Origin of the sequence: Enterococcus sp. (assembly GCF_032555305.1) — a bacterium.
Taxonomy (GTDB): domain Bacteria; phylum Bacillota; class Bacilli; order Lactobacillales; family Enterococcaceae; genus Enterococcus_A.
Genome location: NZ_JAWGOQ010000006.1, coordinates 66,845 through 84,342 on the forward strand (window position 1 = coordinate 66,845; position 17,498 = coordinate 84,342).

The window sequence follows — 17,498 nt, forward strand, 5'->3', positions numbered from 1 at the left end:
AAATTCAGGAACATCATTAGAGAATAAACACTTGTGAAATCAATGTTTTCAGCAAGTCATACAAATATTCCGGAATAGGTTGAGTAAAAAATGAGTTCAAAAGAAATTTAAAAGAAAGCGGTTCCGTGCTATCTTTTGGTTAAGCAAGAAGCAAAAAACAGAGTAGGAGGGATCAAGTGATCAAACGAGAATTGCTTTTTAGCAAAATGAAACCGCAAGATTATGAAGAGATGATTACGTTCTTGGGTGGGAAAATGGAGGAGCTGGGTTTTGTTAAGCCAACCTATGTTTCAGCAGTTTTGGAAAGGGAGAAGGGCTTTCCTACAGGGCTGCAGATGGGGGATTATGGTATCGCGATTCCTCATACGGATCGAGAGCATGTTTACCAATCCGCGCTAGCTATCGCAACCTTGGCAGAACCGATCGAGGTTTGCTCAATGATTAATCCCGAGGATAAGGTTTGTGTTTCATTAGTCATTTTAATGGCTGTGGAGGATCCAGATGGACAGGTAAAAATGTTGAGCAAACTGATGGGTCTCTTTCAGGATGTTGAAACACTGAAACGGTTAGAGAAAGCCTCATCGACAGAAGAAATGTACAGTATCGTGGCAAAAATGGAATTAGAAATAGCTTAGAAGCAAAAAAAGGAGGAGCAGTAATGAAAAGATACAATGTATTATCTGTTTGCGGATCAGGAACAGTAACATCGTCAATGGTGGCAGAAAAATTGAGAGAGACGTTGGAAGAAAAGGGCTATATCGTGGACACCACAGAGGCAAACCCAAATGAAGCATTGTCATTAGCAAAGACAGGGAAATTCGATTTTATTACCTACACAAGTCCACTACCTGATGGAGATTATGAAATTCCAGTAGTGAACGCGATCGGCTTTTTAACAGGGTTTGGTGAGGATGAGTTCTTAGAAGAAGTAGATGAAGTATTGCTGGCATTGGAAAAATAAATTTTGATGAAACGGTTGTTTTGGTTTCTTGCGAAAAAGTGACATAGAAATAGGTTTGAATGGCTTGGTTTCAACAAGGCTAAATACAATAATATGAAAAAGGATGCCAGTTTGTCAGTTTTACTTCTTGCTTTAGCAAGTTAGTAAAATGATATGCGTAATGACAATCAAACTCATTTTTTGTGGTTTTGGAAAAATGATTTCCTAAATAGGAATTAGCCTTGTCAAAATGTGTTGGCAGAATGGTATACGGCACGAAAAATAAATACAATAATATGAAAAAGGAGTAATGAAATGTTAGATACTTTAAAGAGCGTTTTTGATACGTTTGGTTCGGCTGTCTTTGTTCCGGTAATGATTTTTGTGGTTGCCAAAGTATTAAAGGTGAAGACCCAAAAAGCATTTTTATCTGGATTGTATGCAGGTGTAGGATTAATGGGCTTTACACTGATTTTGAACTCATACACCCCAATTATTTCAAAGGTTGTTCAGCAAATGGTGGATCAAACAGGAATCAATCTTCCCGCCTTTGATGTGGGTTGGCAGGCAACCGCACTAGTGGCGTACTCGACAGAAGCCGGAATGATCTATCTAGTAATCGCATTAGTTTTGCAAACGGTGCTGTTTTTGGTGAAATGGACCAACGTCTTTCAACCGTCAGATTTGTGGAACAACTACTCATATATGGTTTGGGGATCGATGGTCTATCTAGCGACAAAAAATATGGTTTTAGCAGTGGTGTTAATGTGCTTACTGAATATGTATAGCTTGTTGTTGTCAGAAATGTTAGCTAGAAGATGGTCTAGTTATTATCATTATCCGAATTGTACGATCATCGCTATGCACAATATCGAGCCAGGGATCTTTGCTTTATTAATGGACCCGATTTGGAACATGCTAGGTCTGCACAAAGTACGTTTGAATCCTCAAGGTTTGCAAAAGAAGCTAGGGTTCTTAGGTGAACCAATTTCACTTGGGTTGTTCTTAGGACTGTTTTTAGGAATTTTGGGAAATATCAGTAATTTGGCGGAATTGTCGGCATGGGGACAAATTACCGAAGTGGCGATCGCAACGAGTGCGGTAATGGCAATCTTCCCGAAAGTAGCAGGAATCTTCTCACAAGCCTTCAACCCGATCTCGCAAGCGGCAAGTAAGAATGTTCGCGGCAATAATGAAGGACGTGAATGGTACCTTGGTGTAAACGATGCAACTGGGTATGGCGAACCGGCGACATTGATCTCTGGAATCCTGTTGATTCCAATCATGGTCTTTATCGCAATGATCTTGCCAGGCAATCAAACATTACCAGTCGTTGACTTGTTGGCGATTCCTTATATGGTTCAAGCATTGGTATGTTTATCGAATGGAAATATCGCGAAAACACTGCTTAACGGTGTGATTTGGTTCAGCTTAGGATTGTATATGTGTTCATATACTGCACCGATGTTTACGGAAATCGCGCAAACGGTCGGCGTTACTTTACCAGCTGGAGCGTTGATGGTCACAAGCTTCAATATTTTAGGAAAACCAATTTTTGGCCTGATCTTCTTAGCGTTTTTAAGTCAGAATCCATTGTGGATCGGCTTGACGATCGTCGCGTACTTCGTTGTTTATTTCTTATTCCGTAAAAATAAAGAAGCATTTTATGGCTATGTTGAACGCGCTGCAGCGAAAAACAGTGGTGAGATTCCAGAAGGCAAAACGAAGGTTGCTTAATAGAAAAGGATGAATGTTCATGACAAAAAAGATGAGAGCAAGTGTCTTAGTAAAACCCGGTGTGTTGGAAGTGCAAGAGGTGGATGTTCCAGAAATCGGTGAAGAGGAAGTACTAGTCAAAGTCGCTTACGCGGGGATCTGCGGCTCAGATGTACCCCGCGCAAACTTAGAAGATGGTGCACGAATGTATCCGCTCATTTTAGGACATGAATTTAGCGGAACCGTCGATCGGGTAGGATCAAAGGTCACTAAAGTTCAAGTCGGAGACAAGATCGCTGTTGCACCATTGATTCCAGATCCAAATTCTGAATACACAAAAGAAGGATCATATGGACTCAGTGATAATTATAACATAATCGGTACCGGCAGTAATGGTGCCTTTGCAGAATACGTGAAAGTTCCCGAAGAGCATTGTGTGGTCATGCCGGAGGATTTGGATCTGTTGTCAGCCGCAGGAGTAGAACCGGCGACGATCAGTTGGCATGCTATGCAACGCTCAAATATGAAGGTCGGCGATACCGTTGCGGTACTTGGCTGCGGACCAATTGGACAATTTGCCATCCAAATTGCGAAAATATTCGGCGCGAAAAAAGTAATCGCAGTCGATATTTTTGATGACAAACTAACTTTGGCAAAACAGCTTGGTGCAGATGTGACCATTAACAGCAAAGAGCAGGATTTAGAAGATGCAATCAAAAAAGAAACCGGCTTGGGTGTGCACGTAGTGATTGAAACAGCTGGTAGTAAATTTACACAAAAACAGGCGTTACTAATCACTCGCAAACATGGCACAGTCGTACTTGTAGGTATTTCCCATCAAGACCTGCCGCTGTCTGAGCATGAAGCTGAACGGATCATGCGGGCAGAATTGACAATCACGGGTTCGTGGAATTCCTATACAGCGCCCTATCCGGGTCGGGCGTGGGAAGCGACATTGGAAGAAATGTCTAAACGCCGAATCAAATTTAAAGAGATGGTGAGTAATGAAATCACCTTAACCGATTTACCAGATGTGCTGCCTAAGATGTTTAAACGCGAGCTTGCTTATAACAAAATCGTTGTTGCCGTCAATCCAGAATAAGAGGGGACCGAATCGATGTTAGAACAATTAAAAGAAGAAGTATTTCAAGCCAATTTAGCTTTACCTAAGCACGGATTAATTAAATATACGTGGGGCAATGTCAGCGCCTATGATCCCGAAACGAAGTATTTTGTGATCAAACCTAGCGGGGTAGGTTATGAAGAAATGAAAGCCTCGGACATGGTGGTAGTTGATTTAGACAACAATGTAATCGAAGGACAGTTGAATCCTTCATCGGACACACCGACTCATGCAGTGTTGTATAAGGAATTTCCAGAAATTGGCGGGATCGTACACACGCATTCGACTTGGGCGGCTGCCTGGGCACAATCAGGTCTGGATGTTCCAGCGATGGGGACGACGCATGCAGATACTTTTTATGGATCCGTTCCATGTGCCCGATTTTTAAGTCAATATGAAATTGATGAAGGCTATGAGCACGAAACAGGCTGTGTCATAGTGGAGACCTTTAAACAGCGTGAACTTAAGCCTTTGGAAGTTCCAGGGGTGTTGCTTCACGGACACGGTCCCTTTACTTGGGGCAAGGATGCAAATAGCGCCGTGATGAACGCAGTGGTGCTGGAAGAAGTCTGCAAAATGAACTTGTTGACACGGCAATTAAATACTTTTGCCGAGGAATTACCGCAACGTGTACTGGACAAGCATTATTTACGCAAGCATGGCGCGAATGCTTACTATGGGCAGAAATAGGAATTAATCTGGAAGGAGGATTGCAATGATTAGCGAATTATTTGTTTTGATTGGTCTAGCCTTTTTCATCAAAATATTTTTTGATGGTGCCAAAAAGCTGGTTATTGGAGCTAATGGAGATGTTGTTAAAAGTAAAACATATTTGATCCATGGTGTATTGGGCGTGGCCTTTCTGATTGTTGCTCGAATCATTACGATCCTTCTTTAATTTTCAAATAACGGAGGATGATGGAATGAAGCTTCATGAGATCAATCAGGCTCCTTTTATTAAAGAAATGTGCGAAGCGACTAGTCAGCTGTGGTCTTATGGCTGGGCGGAGCGTAACGGCGGGAATATCAGTTATCGGCTACCGCAGGAGGAAGTTCAATATTATCTCAATATTGACCATGTTAAGAGGACAGTGGCGCTAGATTTTACTGTAAAAAATTTAGCAGGAGAGATATTTCTCGTTTCCGGATCAGGAAAGTATTTTAAAAATATCCAAAAGAATCCCGCTGATACCCTAGCGCTCATTCGAATAAATGCAAAAGGAGATAAATACGAACTATTATGGGGGTTAGAAGGAGGCGATCTGCCAACGAGTGAGCTGGCGTCGCATCTTCAATGCCACGAAGTTCGACTAGCACAAGACCCAGAACATCGAGTTATCCTGCATACCCATGCAACAGCGATATCTGCGATGACGTTTATTCATGACTTAGACGAAAAAAAATTTACAAAGACGTTATGGCAAATGATTACAGAGTGTTTGGTAGTTTTTCCCGAGGGGGTGTCCGTCCTTCCTTGGATGGTAGCCGGCACAAGTGAACTGGGTGATGCATCTGCTAAAAAAATGCAAGATTCTAGGATTGTCATTTGGCCGCATCATGGAATTGTGGGGGCGGGTCAAACGATGGATGATGCTTTTGGTTTAGTCGAAACAGCGGAAAAAGCTGCGAAAATCTATTTGCAGATCTGCTCGACGCGACAGGAGGTCAAACAGAGGATCACCGATCGTGAACTTTGGGCGTTAGCCGAAACGTTTCACGTGAAACCTAAGGCGGGTATTCTAGCCGAGGAGGCCGCAGAATGACAAACATTGTTGTTATTGGAGATCCCTTTGTATCAGCAGAAAATCTAGCTAAAGCGGCTGAAGGACTAGCACTTACAGAGCCAGTGACGATTCAAAAATTTGATTGGTATGCTGGAAAATCTCGTTCAGAGTTTCGCCAGATCATCAAGGTTTTAGAGAAGAACGGACCCGATGAGTTTGAACTTTCAGCTGAAATCGTAAAGGCGATATCTGCGGCAGATTACTTACTGATCCATCTGGCTCCGGTCTCGCGTGATCTGCTCACTCATGCCAAAAAACTAAAAATCATCGGAACATGTCGTGGCGGGCTGGAGCATATTGATTTAGCGGCAGTCCACGAATATCCAGATTTAGCGGTAATCAATGTCATTCGAAACGCTGAGCCAGTCGCTGATTTTACGATTGGCTTGATGTACGCTACAGTGCGCAATATCGCAGCTTCCGCCATTCAGGTAAAAAGTGGTAACTGGCCGCAAAATTTTCCGAATGATGCTTACAAAACTTCTTTTTCTAACTTAAAGGTTGGCTTAGTTGGTTTAGGTCATATTGGAAAAATTGTTGCCAAACGGTTGTCCGCTTTAGGAATCAGCGTTAGCGCGTACGATGCTTTTTCAGATCAGACAACACTAAACCAAGAAGGGTATCAGATCGAGCTGAAGAGTTTAGCTGAGATTTTCAGCGAGTCGGACGTTGTTTCGCTTCATTTACGGGTAGTTCCAGAAACCAAAAATCTCATTGATCACTCGCTATTAAAATTGATGAAGCCCAATGCTTATCTAATAAATACCGCACGACCGGATATTATTAATCGTAAGGACTTACTTGACTGTTTACAGAATAAAAAAATTGCTGGCGCAGGCATTGATGTATTATGGGAGGAACCCGCTGATCCAAATGAACCTTTACTCAGATTAGATAATGTAGTAATCACGTCACATATTGCTGGAGATACAATCGACGCAATTGAGCGTTCCCCGCAACTACTGCAAACAGAAATGAATAAGGTACTGCAGAAAGCTTAAGTAGATGATTCTACTTAGGCTTTTTTGTTTTTCACAAATTAGTGTACATTTTTTTCTGTTATTCAAAAAAAGAGCGTATTAAACAATCTGGGAAAGCGCTTTATACTTGGCGTGTAATTAAGAGGAGGGAACATAAAAATGTCAGATTGGTTAGACGTTGCAGGAAAAAAAGTGATCGTAACAGGCGGTTCGTCTGGGATTGGGGCAAGCATTGTCAAAGAATTGTTGGATCAAGGAGTGATTGTCGCGAACTTTGATCTTCAACCTGGTAAAGTAGTTCATGAGCAGCTTTACTATTTTCCAACAGATATCTCAGATCGGCAGCAAGTAGAAGAAAATGTAGCAAAAGTCGTTGAGAAATTAGGTCTGATTGATGGGTTAATTAATAATGCCGGAATTAATATACCGCGACTATTGGTTGACGAAGAAAATCCGCATGGTCAGTTTGAATTATCTGATGAGGTTTTTGACAAAATGATGGCGATCAATCAAAAGGGACTCTTTCTAATGACGCAAGCGGTGACGAGGACAATGATGAAAAGGCATGAAGGTGTGATTATCAATATGTCTTCGGAATGTGGATTGGAAGGTTCAGAAGGACAAAGCCCCTATGCTGCAACTAAGGCAGCAGTAAATAGTTTTACGCGGTCATGGTCTAAAGAGCTGGGTAAGCAAGGAATTCGGGTGGTAGGAATAGCTCCTGGAATTATGGAAGAGACCGGTCTACGTACGGAAGCTTATGAGACAGCGTTAGCCTATACACGAGGAATCACTGTTGAAGAGCTTCGTAAGAACTATGATAAAACCACTACGATTCCACTGGGACGCAGCGGAAGGCTCAGTGAAGTCGCTGATTTAGTATGCTATTATTTATCTGACCGGTCTAGTTATATTACAGGTGTTACAACCAACGTCGCTGGAGGAAAGACACGAGGATAAGAGAAGGTGGGGTAATAGGATGGCATTAATCAATCGCTGGTATCAATTATTGCAGCATTTTATTACTCATGATCGCTTGAGTCTGAGTGAACTGCAAAAAATAACGGATACGAGTGCACAAACCACCAAAAAAGCAATTCAATTATTAAATGATCAGATGGACAGAATTGCATTGATTGAAGAAAAAGGACACAACTATTCACTAAAAGTGCTGGACTCGAAACAGTTTTCAGAAGTTATGAATGGTAGTTTAAAACAACGAACGGATTTCAACTCTAGTACGAAACGAATGGCCGTTTTGATTGATTGCTTTATGAAACAAGAAGATTACGTTGTTATTGATGATTTATCTGAGGTACTAGGAGTCAGTCGTTCAACAGTTAATAAGGATTTGCGGAATTTAAAGCAGCTGATGGCAAGGTATCAAATTTCACTGATTGGTACACCTAATAAAGGATTGCGAATATCTGGCGTCGAATCACAGTTGCGATTACTTTATCTGCATCATGCCTATGATTATTTGGAGCAACCAACCTTAAGCAATGATTTGCTGCAGCGAATTGATGCGATTGCGTTGAGTAAGAAATTGGATTTCCGTACATTGGGATTATTGCAAAAGACAATTATTTTAACGATACAGAGAATTCAGGCAGGAAAATCCTTAAAACAAGAAGTGCCTTATTATGTGAATTATTTTTCGGGAGACCAGTTATTGGAAGAGCTGTTTGTTAGTTTGGCAACGGATTACAGCTTAACTATTAGTACTTTTGATTTTGACTTTCTCTGTTTCCCGCTCAATATTTTCAACAATAATTTGGTTTCTGAGCAGCAGGCAGACAATCAAGAAGTGAAGACGTTGTTCCGGTATATGATGGAGCAAATCAATGCTGCTGTAATTATTAATCTAGACCAAGAAGTATTGTTTCAGGATTTGCGGGCCCATTTCATGTTCTTGATCAATCGGATTATTTTTCAAGTTGAAACCTATGATATATTTCGTGAGGAGTTTAAACAGAAACATGCATTTGCGCATGAACTAGCAGAATTGGGGATTGCAGCGTTAGCGGATTTTTTACAAAAGCCCATTCAGCAGTCCGAGCTTTCCTATTTAGCTATTTACTTTGAGCTGGCATTGAAATCAGAAGCCCAACCGAAGATGAAAGAGATTGCAGTGGTATGCAATACTGGAAAAGGTACTGCCTTAATGATCAAACGTCAGCTGACAACCGTTTTAGGTCCGAATATCCGAATTGCTCATTATTCAGAGGAAGAATATGAAACAAAGGATTTGGATCGCTACTTTGCAGTATTTACAACAGTTCCGTTGAAGCATACTAAGGCAACAACAGCTGTAATCAAGCTGACGGATCTGTTTAACGAGAACTGGCTTTTAAGTGAATGGAAGCGGATTGTCGCTTCAAAGGCTGCTTCGTTCGAGCATATTCAGTTTTCTTTCGAACACTTAGATAAACAGTTGGCGTATGAAGAGAACTTAATTGAACTGTTGGGAAAATTACGAACTAAGCAGCTAATTGATGATTCCTTTGCTGATTATATCTTGACGAAAGCTCAAGAGGAATCTGCAGTAATTGATAATGGGATCGCTTTCCCGCATGGGATCAATCGTCAAAGTGATGAAATTCTTGTCACTATCGGAATTTATCCAGAAGGAAAATCAATCGAAGACATTGAACTTATTTTTCTGGTCGCCATTCCGGAAAATCTAACGTTGACGATGGAGGATGAGCTGTTAAGTTTTTATGACACGATTTTTGTTATCTCTTCCAGCTTGTCGTTGCGAGAGCAAGTCAAGGGAATAAATAGTAAGGAAGAATATCGGCAATTACTGGTGAAAGGGTTCTAGTGGGTAAGGGTGTAAGGAGTTATTTCTTTGCACCAGAAGGGAGCGAGTATCGTATGAATATCTTTGTTTTAGGCGCTATTGCAATTATTGCTTACATTCTCCAGATTTTCTTAGGAATGAAGCAGATCAAGAATTTTAATGCTGTTTATATTCGAATGAAGCGTAAAGGAAAGGTTGCGATTGGTCGTCGACCCGGCAAGCTTGTCTCTGGGACGATCTTGTTGCTAGGAGTTGATGAAGCAGGAATGATTCAAGAAGCGGAAATGATGCAAGGGACTTCAATCTTGGCACGCTTCAAACCCCATCCGCAATTTATCGGAATCGATATCCATCAACTAACGGAAGCAGAGATGTTGATGAAAGAAAATAAATTAACCCGCCAAGCAGCAGCCAATGCGCAAAAAATTTATTTAGAAGTAGAAAAAGGCAGTCATCGTGATGAAACTCCAGTATCGCCAATCTTCAATCTAGGAAATCAATTATCATTAATGAAATTGTCGCTTCAAAACAAATTTACAAAAAGGAGTGTTTAAAAATGGATTATATTACAAAATTTGCGGAAGGCTTTATGAGTCTCTTCCAAACAGGTGCGGAAACTTTTATAAGCTGGATGACAGGAATTGTCCCAGTAGTGTTGATGTTGATGGTAGCAATGAATACACTGATCGCTTTTCTAGGAGAAGAGCGAGTAACAAAAGTCGCAAAAGTATCTTCGAGAAATCCTGTGACGCGTTATCTAGTGCTACCTTTTGTCTCAGCCTTCATGTTAGGGAATCCTATGTCCTTTACCATGGCTCGCTTTTTACCAGAGTTTTATAAGCCAAGTTATTATGCTTCAAACGCTCAATTCTGTCATACCAGTAACGGTGTTTTTCCTCATATTAATCCTGGAGAGCTGTTCGTATGGATGGGAATTGCGCAAGGAATCACACAATTGGGATTGAATTCGATGGAATTGGCGATTCGCTATATGTTTGTTGGGCTAGTCATGAATTTTATCGGCGGCTGGACGACCGATTTTACCACTGCGCTTGTTTGTAAACAGCAAGGCATTCAATTAAGTAAAACCGTTGATGAAGTCGCGGTAACAGAATAAGTTTGAGGGGGAAATGAAAAATGGCTTATAATAGTATCAAAATTGTAAAAGGTTCAGGCGGATATGGCGGACCTTTAGTGATTACACCAACAGAGGAAAAACATAAATTTGTTTATGTGACTGGCGGCGGTGACAAACCAAGTATCGTTGATAAGATTGAAGAGTTATCTGGGATGGAATCGGTCAATGGCTTCAAGACTTCGATACCTGATAATGAAATCGCTTTAGCTATCATTGATTGCGGCGGGACTTTGCGTTGTGGAATTTATCCGAAAAAAAATATTCCCACGGTGAACATTGTCCCTACTGGAAAAAGCGGGCCATTAGCACAATACATTAATGAAGAAATTTATGTGTCTGCTGTTGGTAAGAATCAAATTATGCTAGCCGATGAGACAGAGGCAGCGGATAAACCAGCGTTCATTACGGAAGAAAAACCAGAACGTGAATTCAAATATTCAACAGATAAGAAAATTACGGAACAAAAAGCAGAACAAAAAAGTTTCATCGCAAAAATTGGGATGGGTGCCGGAAAAGTTGTAGCCACTTTTAACCAATCGGCTCGTGAAGGTGTTCAGACAATGATCAACACGGTGATTCCTTTCATGGCATTTGTATCATTACTGATTGGGATTATTCAAGGCTCTGGTGTGGGTACGGTCTTTGCTAATCTAATGAAACCATTGGCAGGAAATGTGTTCGGGTTGATCATTATCGGTTTTATCTGTTCGCTACCATTCTTATCGCCATTGTTAGGACCTGGCGCGGTTATCAGCCAAATCTTAGGTACCTTGATCGGCGTAGAGATTGGGAAAGGGAATATCCCACCGCAATTGGCGTTGCCAGCACTATTTGCCATTAACACGCAAAATGCCTGTGACTTTATTCCGGTTGGACTGGGTCTAGAAGAAGCCGAAGCTGAGACTGTTGAAGTAGGTGTGCCATCAGTCCTATATTCACGTTTTCTAAATGGTGTTCCACGAGTAATTGTTGCTTGGTTAGCAAGTTTTGGATTGTATAGTTAAAAATGTTTGGAGAGATGAAAGATGATTTTTGAGACGCAAGTAACCAATATTGGTCCGGAAGCTGAGATGTTTCAGCAAGAAAAGATGCTGATTTTTTTCGGTGATGATGCGCCGGAAACGTTGGCGGATTATTGTTATAACATCCAATTGACACCATCTACTGACGAAATCACAGCAGGAATGAACTTTTTCTTTGATGATCAGTCATATAAAATCACGGCAGTAGGCGACGTAGTGAAGAAAAATCTAGATGATTTAGGACATATCACTCTGCGTTTTGATGGATCAGAAACAGCGGAGCTTCCAGGGACGCTGTATGTAGAAGACAAATTGATGCCGAATATCACTATAGGTACAAAAATAGCGATTCATTAAGAATACTCATCTAAGAGTTGCATTTAACCAGTTTAAATGTACACTTTTAGATGAGTGTTTTTGCGAGTTCCGCTTTTCGCAGTTTATTAAAGAGGCGAGTTCTTATAACGATTTTTTCTTGAATAATGAACGGTCTGTTTAGCGGAATCGTATGCGTGCGAAGATGAGCTCATTTTTCACGTTTTTTGAAAAATGATACCCGTACTTCGAGCTAGCTGCGAGTTCCGCTTTTCGCAGTTTATTAAAGAGGCGAGTTCTTATAACAATTTTTTCTTGACAATGAACGGTCTGTTTAGCGGAATCGTATGCGTACGAAGATGATCTCATTTTTCCGATTTTTGAAAAATGAGATCAACAGTCTTGAGCTAGCGGTCAGTTTCTCTTCTCGCTTTAGCGTGATTAGAGAAATGATATGTGTACGAAAAATGACTTCAATTATAATGAGTTACCTGGGAAATTTAACGAATGAGGCGATAATATGAAACTTACACCGAAGGAAACAACGGCGTATCAAGAACATTTTTTAATGGATCGTGAAACGATCAAACAGTATGTCGTGGAAAAATTGGGCGCTTTTCCTGACGATGCATCCATCGAGGTGACCGAGATTGGTGACGGGAATATTAACTATGTTTTTCGTGTGGTGAACGCGACAACGAAAGACAGCTTGATTATTAAACAAGCCGATGTTCTGCTGCGTTCTTCAGGCAGACCGTTGGATATCGAGCGGAATCGGATCGAAGCAGAGATTTTGCAGTTGCAAAATGAGTTGGCACCACAGTTTGTTCCAGAGGTTTATTATTATGATCAAAAGATGTATGCTGTGACGATGGAGGATATTTCAGAATATCAAAATATGCGCTATGAAATGATCAAGAAGCGGATTTTTCCTAATTTTAGCGAGGAAATCGCTGAGTACTTAGCTCGCACGTTGCTCTTAACGAGCGATCTTGTGCTGGACTGCGATGAAAAAAAGCGACGTGTTAAAGCTTTTATCAATCCTGAGATGTGCGAGATCAGTGAAGACTTAGTGTTCACTGAGCCCTATGATGATTATAAACAACGAAATATCGTGACAGCTGGCAATGAACGATTTGTTGAGGAGAATTTGTATCAGAATGAACCGTTGCAAGTAGAAGTCGCACTGCTGCGGAATAATTTCATGAACAATGCCCAATCATTGCTGCATGGGGATCTTCATACAGGTTCGATCTTTATCAATCAAACAGGTCTGAAGGTGATTGATCCGGAGTTCGCCTTCTATGGTCCAGCGGGATATGATATCGGCAATGTATTGGCTCATCTTTATTTTCCAATGGTAAAAAATCTGTTTGATTCAACGAGGGATCCGGATTTTCATCAGTGGAGCAAAGAAACGATCGCAGCAGTTTACGATCAAGTCCAAGTTAAATTAGAGAAGTATTATGATGAAGCGGTGGTTTTTCCGTTGTATCGGAATCATGCATTTAAAGAAACAATGCTGCGAGGAATGATGGCAGATGCAGTCGGCTATGCTGGAACGGAGATTATTCGCAGAGTCGTAGGGGATTCGAAGGTCAAAGAATTGTCCTTTATTCCCGCTGAGCAAAAAATCGCAGCAGAACGACTATTACTGAAGATAGGCGTTCAATTAATTATTAATCGACAACATATCACTAGTGGAGGTCAGCTAGTTGATGGAATAGTTGATTTAGCAGGTGAGTAGAGTGGAAAGACAAGATTATACAATGCCAACGTTATTGCAATATGAGAATGTCGCGTGGTATGAAAACGGCAAAGTTCGTATATTGGATCGGCGAATTTATCCGACACGTGTCGAATTTGTGGAGTGCGAGAGTCATGAAGCAGTAGCGCAGGCGATCACAGATATGGTTACTCAAAGTGCGGGACCCTATACTGCAGCGGGTATGGGCATGGCGTTAGCCGCCGAGGAAAGCAAAGAGCTAGAAGTAGCAGAACAACTCGCTTATCTGAAAAAAGCGTCACACACGATCGCCAATGCACGTCCAACGACGGCGAATCGCATGACGCTGATCACAGAAAAATGTGTCACAGTGGCAGAGCTAGCATTGAAAAAAGGCGAAGATCCAGCGGAGGCAATTAAACAAAATACGATTGATTCTTTAAATCGGCGATACTATACGATGGATCAAGTTGCCAAATATTTGATTGAAAAAATTCCTGATGAGGGAACAGTTTTGACCCAATGCTTCGGGGAAACGATTATCGGAATGCTGCTGCGGGAAGCGATCGAGCAGAACAAAACGTTGCATTTCTTTTGTGCAGAGACACGTCCTTATTTGCAGGGGGCTCGCTTAACTGCTAGCTGCTGTGCTGAAATGGGGTTTGAAACGACGGTCGTTTCTGATAATATGATTGCGTATTTGATGGAGCACGAAAATATCGATCTGTTTACTTCGGCAGCGGACACGATCGCTCAAGATGGTTATATTGCCAATAAGGTTGGTACTTATCAAATCGCGATCTTAGCTCAACGTTTTGGTATTCCTTATTTTGTCACAGGGATTCCTGATATGGATAAAGCAAGTCACGAGAGTATCAAGATCGAAATGCGTGATCCTGAACAGGTCATGGAGTTGAATGAGATCAAGCATACCTTAGATGGGGTTCATGCTATCTATCCGTCCTTTGATATTACACCACCTGAATTGATCGGAGCTGTAGTAACAGATCGCGGTATTTTCTCACCATATGACTTGAAACGATATATCAAAGAGCAGCCTGAAAATAATTTTTATTGATTGGAGTAAAAGATGAAATACCTAAAAGAACGTGAGCGAATCGTTGAGTACGGCAAAAAGCTCATCACTGAAAAGTTGACGACAGGTACTGGCGGCAACATTAGCATTTATTTACCTGAAGAAGAAGCGATGCTGATCAGTCCAAGCGGCATTCCTTATTTTGAAACGAGATTGGAAGATATCGTGATGATGGATCTTCACGGGAATGTGTTGGAAGGGACACGCAAACCATCAAGCGAGTATGATCTTCACAGTATTTTTTACGCGAATCGACCAGATGTCCGTTCTGTCGTCCATACTCATTCAGAATACGCGACGACCTTTGCTTGTCTACAGCAGGAAATCGAGCCGCTTCATTACATCATTGGTTCCGTGGGTGAAAAAATTCGCTGCTGTGAATACAAAACCTTTGGCACGCGTGAATTGGCTGAGGAAGCCTACAACTTTATTCATGATGACAACGGTATTTTGTTAGGAAATCATGGTGTTTTGACTATTGGACCTGACTTAGCCAGCGCTTTTGGCGTTGCGAAAGATATTGAGTTTCTAGCTAAACTTGATTATCGAGCTCGCTGCATTGGGAAGCCTAAATTATTAAATCAAGATCAAATGAAGGAAGTCTTGGAGAAGTTCGAGACCTACGGACAACAATAATTGGAATCAAGCCGCTGCTTTGGCTTAGGTCAAAGCAGCGGCTTTTGTTTTTTCGTTTGAGTAAAATTAATCTTTAATAATTGATCACTCGTTCACAATAGGTGTGCTATAACACAGCTTCTGTAAATTGGTCTATGATTTTTTCAATTAGAGTGCAAGTTGGCAGAACAACTATTGATGTTAGTAAGATTGTGAAACAACCTTCAAAAAAATGCTTTTTTCTATTATATTTTTGAAATTGAAACCCTCTACTTTTTGTGGTGTACGTTATTTTAAAAATGTGTAATTGTGACTGGATATTTCCGATAACCATTTAAATTTGATAGAAATTATCTATATTTTGCTGATATATCACGTTTTTTACGGTATGAATTATTTTTGTAACATATGTTCCAAATGATAGAAAATGATAGTTTGTGAAAAGAAAGCGTTGACATGTTATTAACCGATGTTATACTAAAGGTGTCTTAAGTCATATGTCAATATGTTTGTCATATGTCAAAAAAGTATGGAGGGGTAATAATGACACTTTATGGGAAGCTTTTGGAAAGAGAAAGAAACGGTGCACCAATCAAGGTTGGGGTAATTGGTGCAGGCCAAATGGGTTTTGGGATGATTGCTCAGATTTCAACGATTCCAGGTATGGCTGTTACAGGGATCAGTGATATCAATAAGGATGCCGCACAGCGAGCAGCGGATGCCTACAATGCAAGTGCAGAGAAAAAAGTGGATATCTTAGTCAGCTCAGATTTTAAAGAAATTATTCATTCGGAAAAAGTAGAAGTGATTGTTGATGCGACAGGTGTCCCAGAAGTTGGTGCACAAATTTCGCTGGAAACGCTGTTAGCGAAAAAACACATTGTATTACTGAACGTGGAAGTGGATATCACGATTGGACCATTGATGAAGAAAATGTATGATTCGGCTAACTTAGTTTACACAGGTTCTGATGGTGACGAACCGGCTGCGACTACAGAGTTGTTCGAATTTGCGAAGAGCATGGGAATGGAAGTCTTGGTTGCAGGTAAAGGAAAGAATAACAAATTAAAAGTCGGCGCAAATCCAGATACCGCCCAAGCAGAAGCAGACTCTAAACAAATGTCTAGCCACATGTTGGCAGCCTTCCAAGATGGTACGAAGACCATGGCTGAGATGAACCTATTGTCCAATGCGATCGGTTTTATTCCTGATAAGGTTGGGATGCATGGTATCAGCGGTGATGTCGATTCAGTAGTTAAGGACTTAGATCTTAAAGAAAATGGCGGCGTTTTAGATAAATATGGTGTTGTAGAATATGTTGACGGTTTGGCGCCAGGTGTATTCGTTATCGTCAAAGGACAAAATGATGGTGCTCGTCATGAATTAAGCTACTTGATGAAGAAGGGTGATCGCGACCATCATATCTTGTATCGCCCATACCACTTAGCTAGTTTAGAAACACCGATCACGATTGCGAAAGCTGTTTTGAATCATGATCACGCAATCGTGCCATTAGGCGCTCCGATTTCAGAAACTGTTGCAGTGGCGAAGAAAGACATCAAAGCGGGCGAAAAAATTGATGGAATCGGCGGCTATTGTGTACGTGGTGTGTTAGAAACGCACGAGGACCTAGTGAAAAACAACAATGTACCGATCGGCTTAGTTGGCGGTTCATCGGTTGCAAAACGCGATATCAAAGACGGAACATTCTTGACCTATGATGATATCGAGATTGATGAATCAACCACTGTTTATCGATTGCGGAAACTTCAAGATTCAACGTTTGGCGGGTAAGGAAAAAATGAAGCAGGTGGGGGTAGGACCTTCATCTGCTTTTGGGAAGGAGCAGGACGATGAGTGGCTTAGTGATTGTTTTGATCGTTTTGATGCTTAGTCAAAGTCTGCTGAGCATCGTTCAGGTGAAGTATTATCAAGGCTTCATCAAGAAAATCACCACAGAACAGGCAGGAACGGAATATGAATTTTATACGGAAGTAGTCAAGGGTAGAATCTTGCGGACGATCGTTGCAGTGGTTGTTGATGCAGACGGCAAAGTCATTCAGTGTTACATCTGTAAAGGATTGACAATTTTTGCTCGTTTCAAAGAGGCGCAAGCATACAGAGGCGCGCGATTAGTCAACTACAGTGCAGCTGCACAGGAAAAAAAGGCACCACAAATTGATAGAGCTTTGGCGCAAATTTACTCGCGGAAATTGGAAGCGGTTACCTAAAAGAGGGAG

At 41.2% G+C, this 17,498-nt stretch carries 19 protein-coding genes; all 19 read left to right on the forward strand.

The window, feature by feature from the left end:
- Window positions 1-176: 176 nt before the first annotated feature.
- A complete protein-coding gene (locus E6139_RS06480; protein ID WP_316402243.1) occupies window positions 177-635 on the forward strand; it encodes a PTS sugar transporter subunit IIA in 459 nt (152 codons plus the stop codon).
- Between the two features lie 23 nt (window positions 636-658).
- Window positions 659-961 (forward strand): PTS sugar transporter subunit IIB, encoded by a 303-nt coding sequence (locus tag E6139_RS06485; protein ID WP_316402244.1) that lies wholly within the window; start codon window positions 659-661, stop codon window positions 959-961.
- A gap of 294 nt (window positions 962-1,255) precedes the next feature.
- On the forward strand, window positions 1,256-2,677 hold the full coding sequence (locus tag E6139_RS06490) for a PTS galactitol transporter subunit IIC (RefSeq protein WP_316402245.1): 1,422 nt from the start codon (window positions 1,256-1,258) through the stop codon (window positions 2,675-2,677).
- A 19-nt stretch (window positions 2,678-2,696) separates the two neighbouring features.
- On the forward strand, window positions 2,697-3,758 hold the full coding sequence (locus E6139_RS06495) for a galactitol-1-phosphate 5-dehydrogenase (protein WP_316402246.1): 1,062 nt from the start codon (window positions 2,697-2,699) through the stop codon (window positions 3,756-3,758).
- 15 nt (window positions 3,759-3,773) lie between these two features.
- Window positions 3,774-4,469, forward strand: coding sequence for an L-ribulose-5-phosphate 4-epimerase (locus E6139_RS06500; RefSeq protein ID WP_316402247.1), 696 nt, complete (start codon window positions 3,774-3,776; stop codon window positions 4,467-4,469).
- A 25-nt stretch (window positions 4,470-4,494) separates the two neighbouring features.
- Window positions 4,495-4,677, forward strand: coding sequence for a hypothetical protein (locus tag E6139_RS06505; RefSeq protein ID WP_316402248.1), 183 nt, complete (start codon window positions 4,495-4,497; stop codon window positions 4,675-4,677).
- A 25-nt stretch (window positions 4,678-4,702) separates the two neighbouring features.
- The gene (gene rhaD / locus E6139_RS06510; protein ID WP_316402249.1) at window positions 4,703-5,542 is read left to right on the forward strand and encodes a rhamnulose-1-phosphate aldolase; all 840 of its coding nucleotides are present in this window, start codon (window positions 4,703-4,705) and stop codon (window positions 5,540-5,542) included.
- Window positions 5,539-6,564 carry an NAD(P)-dependent oxidoreductase gene (locus tag E6139_RS06515; protein ID WP_316402250.1) on the forward strand — a complete coding sequence of 342 codons (1,026 nt, stop codon included), beginning with the start codon at window positions 5,539-5,541 and terminating at the stop codon, window positions 6,562-6,564. The genes rhaD and E6139_RS06515 overlap by 4 nt, the downstream gene beginning before the upstream one ends.
- Window positions 6,565-6,702: 138 nt before the next feature.
- Window positions 6,703-7,503, forward strand: coding sequence for an SDR family oxidoreductase (locus E6139_RS06520; protein ID WP_316402251.1), 801 nt, complete (start codon window positions 6,703-6,705; stop codon window positions 7,501-7,503).
- 19 nt (window positions 7,504-7,522) lie between these two features.
- On the forward strand, window positions 7,523-9,367 hold the full coding sequence (locus E6139_RS06525; protein ID WP_316402252.1) for a BglG family transcription antiterminator: 1,845 nt from the start codon (window positions 7,523-7,525) through the stop codon (window positions 9,365-9,367).
- Between the two features lie 53 nt (window positions 9,368-9,420).
- Window positions 9,421-9,900: a transcriptional regulator GutM gene (locus E6139_RS06530; RefSeq protein WP_316402253.1), complete on the forward strand. Its 480-nt coding sequence runs from the start codon at window positions 9,421-9,423 to the stop codon at window positions 9,898-9,900.
- A 2-nt stretch (window positions 9,901-9,902) separates the two neighbouring features.
- Window positions 9,903-10,463, forward strand: a complete 561-nt coding sequence (locus E6139_RS06535; protein ID WP_316402254.1) for a PTS glucitol/sorbitol transporter subunit IIC — start codon at window positions 9,903-9,905, stop codon at window positions 10,461-10,463.
- 20 nt (window positions 10,464-10,483) lie between these two features.
- A complete protein-coding gene (locus tag E6139_RS06540; protein ID WP_316402255.1) occupies window positions 10,484-11,488 on the forward strand; it encodes a PTS glucitol/sorbitol transporter subunit IIB in 1,005 nt (334 codons plus the stop codon).
- 21 nt (window positions 11,489-11,509) lie between these two features.
- Window positions 11,510-11,863 carry a PTS glucitol/sorbitol transporter subunit IIA gene (locus E6139_RS06545; protein WP_316402256.1) on the forward strand — a complete coding sequence of 118 codons (354 nt, stop codon included), beginning with the start codon at window positions 11,510-11,512 and terminating at the stop codon, window positions 11,861-11,863.
- Window positions 11,864-12,341: 478 nt separating this feature from the next.
- Complete coding sequence (gene mtnK, locus E6139_RS06550; RefSeq protein WP_316402257.1) at window positions 12,342-13,568, forward strand: S-methyl-5-thioribose kinase; 1,227 nt, start codon at window positions 12,342-12,344, stop codon at window positions 13,566-13,568.
- Between the two features lies 1 nt (window position 13,569).
- Entirely contained in the window at window positions 13,570-14,625 is a 1,056-nt protein-coding gene (locus tag E6139_RS06555; RefSeq protein WP_316402258.1) for an S-methyl-5-thioribose-1-phosphate isomerase, read from the forward strand.
- 12 nt (window positions 14,626-14,637) lie between these two features.
- On the forward strand, window positions 14,638-15,279 hold the full coding sequence (locus E6139_RS06560) for an L-fuculose-phosphate aldolase (RefSeq protein ID WP_316402259.1): 642 nt from the start codon (window positions 14,638-14,640) through the stop codon (window positions 15,277-15,279).
- Window positions 15,280-15,801: 522 nt separating this feature from the next.
- A complete protein-coding gene (locus E6139_RS06565) occupies window positions 15,802-17,052 on the forward strand; it encodes an NAD(P)H-dependent oxidoreductase (protein ID WP_316402260.1) in 1,251 nt (416 codons plus the stop codon).
- Window positions 17,053-17,111: 59 nt separating this feature from the next.
- Window positions 17,112-17,489, forward strand: a complete 378-nt coding sequence (locus E6139_RS06570; protein ID WP_316402261.1) for a transcriptional regulator GutM — start codon at window positions 17,112-17,114, stop codon at window positions 17,487-17,489.
- Window positions 17,490-17,498: the final 9 nt, after the last annotated feature.

Bases quoted from the DNA above. Each gene is read 5' to 3' on its own strand.
- E6139_RS06485 (WP_316402244.1), top strand. From the start codon at position 659: ATGAAAAGATACAATGTATTATCTGTTTGCGGATCAGGAACAGTAACA.
- E6139_RS06490 (WP_316402245.1), top strand. From the start codon at position 1,256: ATGTTAGATACTTTAAAGAGCGTTTTTGATACGTTTGGTTCGGCTGTC.
- E6139_RS06495 (WP_316402246.1), top strand. From the start codon at position 2,697: ATGACAAAAAAGATGAGAGCAAGTGTCTTAGTAAAACCCGGTGTGTTG.
- E6139_RS06500 (WP_316402247.1), top strand. From the start codon at position 3,774: ATGTTAGAACAATTAAAAGAAGAAGTATTTCAAGCCAATTTAGCTTTA.
- E6139_RS06505 (WP_316402248.1), top strand. From the start codon at position 4,495: ATGATTAGCGAATTATTTGTTTTGATTGGTCTAGCCTTTTTCATCAAA.
- rhaD (WP_316402249.1), top strand. From the start codon at position 4,703: ATGAAGCTTCATGAGATCAATCAGGCTCCTTTTATTAAAGAAATGTGC.
- E6139_RS06515 (WP_316402250.1), top strand. From the start codon at position 5,539: ATGACAAACATTGTTGTTATTGGAGATCCCTTTGTATCAGCAGAAAAT.
- E6139_RS06520 (WP_316402251.1), top strand. From the start codon at position 6,703: ATGTCAGATTGGTTAGACGTTGCAGGAAAAAAAGTGATCGTAACAGGC.
- E6139_RS06525 (WP_316402252.1), top strand. From the start codon at position 7,523: ATGGCATTAATCAATCGCTGGTATCAATTATTGCAGCATTTTATTACT.
- E6139_RS06530 (WP_316402253.1), top strand. From the start codon at position 9,421: ATGAATATCTTTGTTTTAGGCGCTATTGCAATTATTGCTTACATTCTC.
- E6139_RS06535 (WP_316402254.1), top strand. From the start codon at position 9,903: ATGGATTATATTACAAAATTTGCGGAAGGCTTTATGAGTCTCTTCCAA.
- E6139_RS06540 (WP_316402255.1), top strand. From the start codon at position 10,484: ATGGCTTATAATAGTATCAAAATTGTAAAAGGTTCAGGCGGATATGGC.
- E6139_RS06545 (WP_316402256.1), top strand. From the start codon at position 11,510: ATGATTTTTGAGACGCAAGTAACCAATATTGGTCCGGAAGCTGAGATG.
- mtnK (WP_316402257.1), top strand. From the start codon at position 12,342: ATGAAACTTACACCGAAGGAAACAACGGCGTATCAAGAACATTTTTTA.
- E6139_RS06560 (WP_316402259.1), top strand. From the start codon at position 14,638: ATGAAATACCTAAAAGAACGTGAGCGAATCGTTGAGTACGGCAAAAAG.
- E6139_RS06565 (WP_316402260.1), top strand. From the start codon at position 15,802: ATGACACTTTATGGGAAGCTTTTGGAAAGAGAAAGAAACGGTGCACCA.
- E6139_RS06570 (WP_316402261.1), top strand. From the start codon at position 17,112: ATGAGTGGCTTAGTGATTGTTTTGATCGTTTTGATGCTTAGTCAAAGT.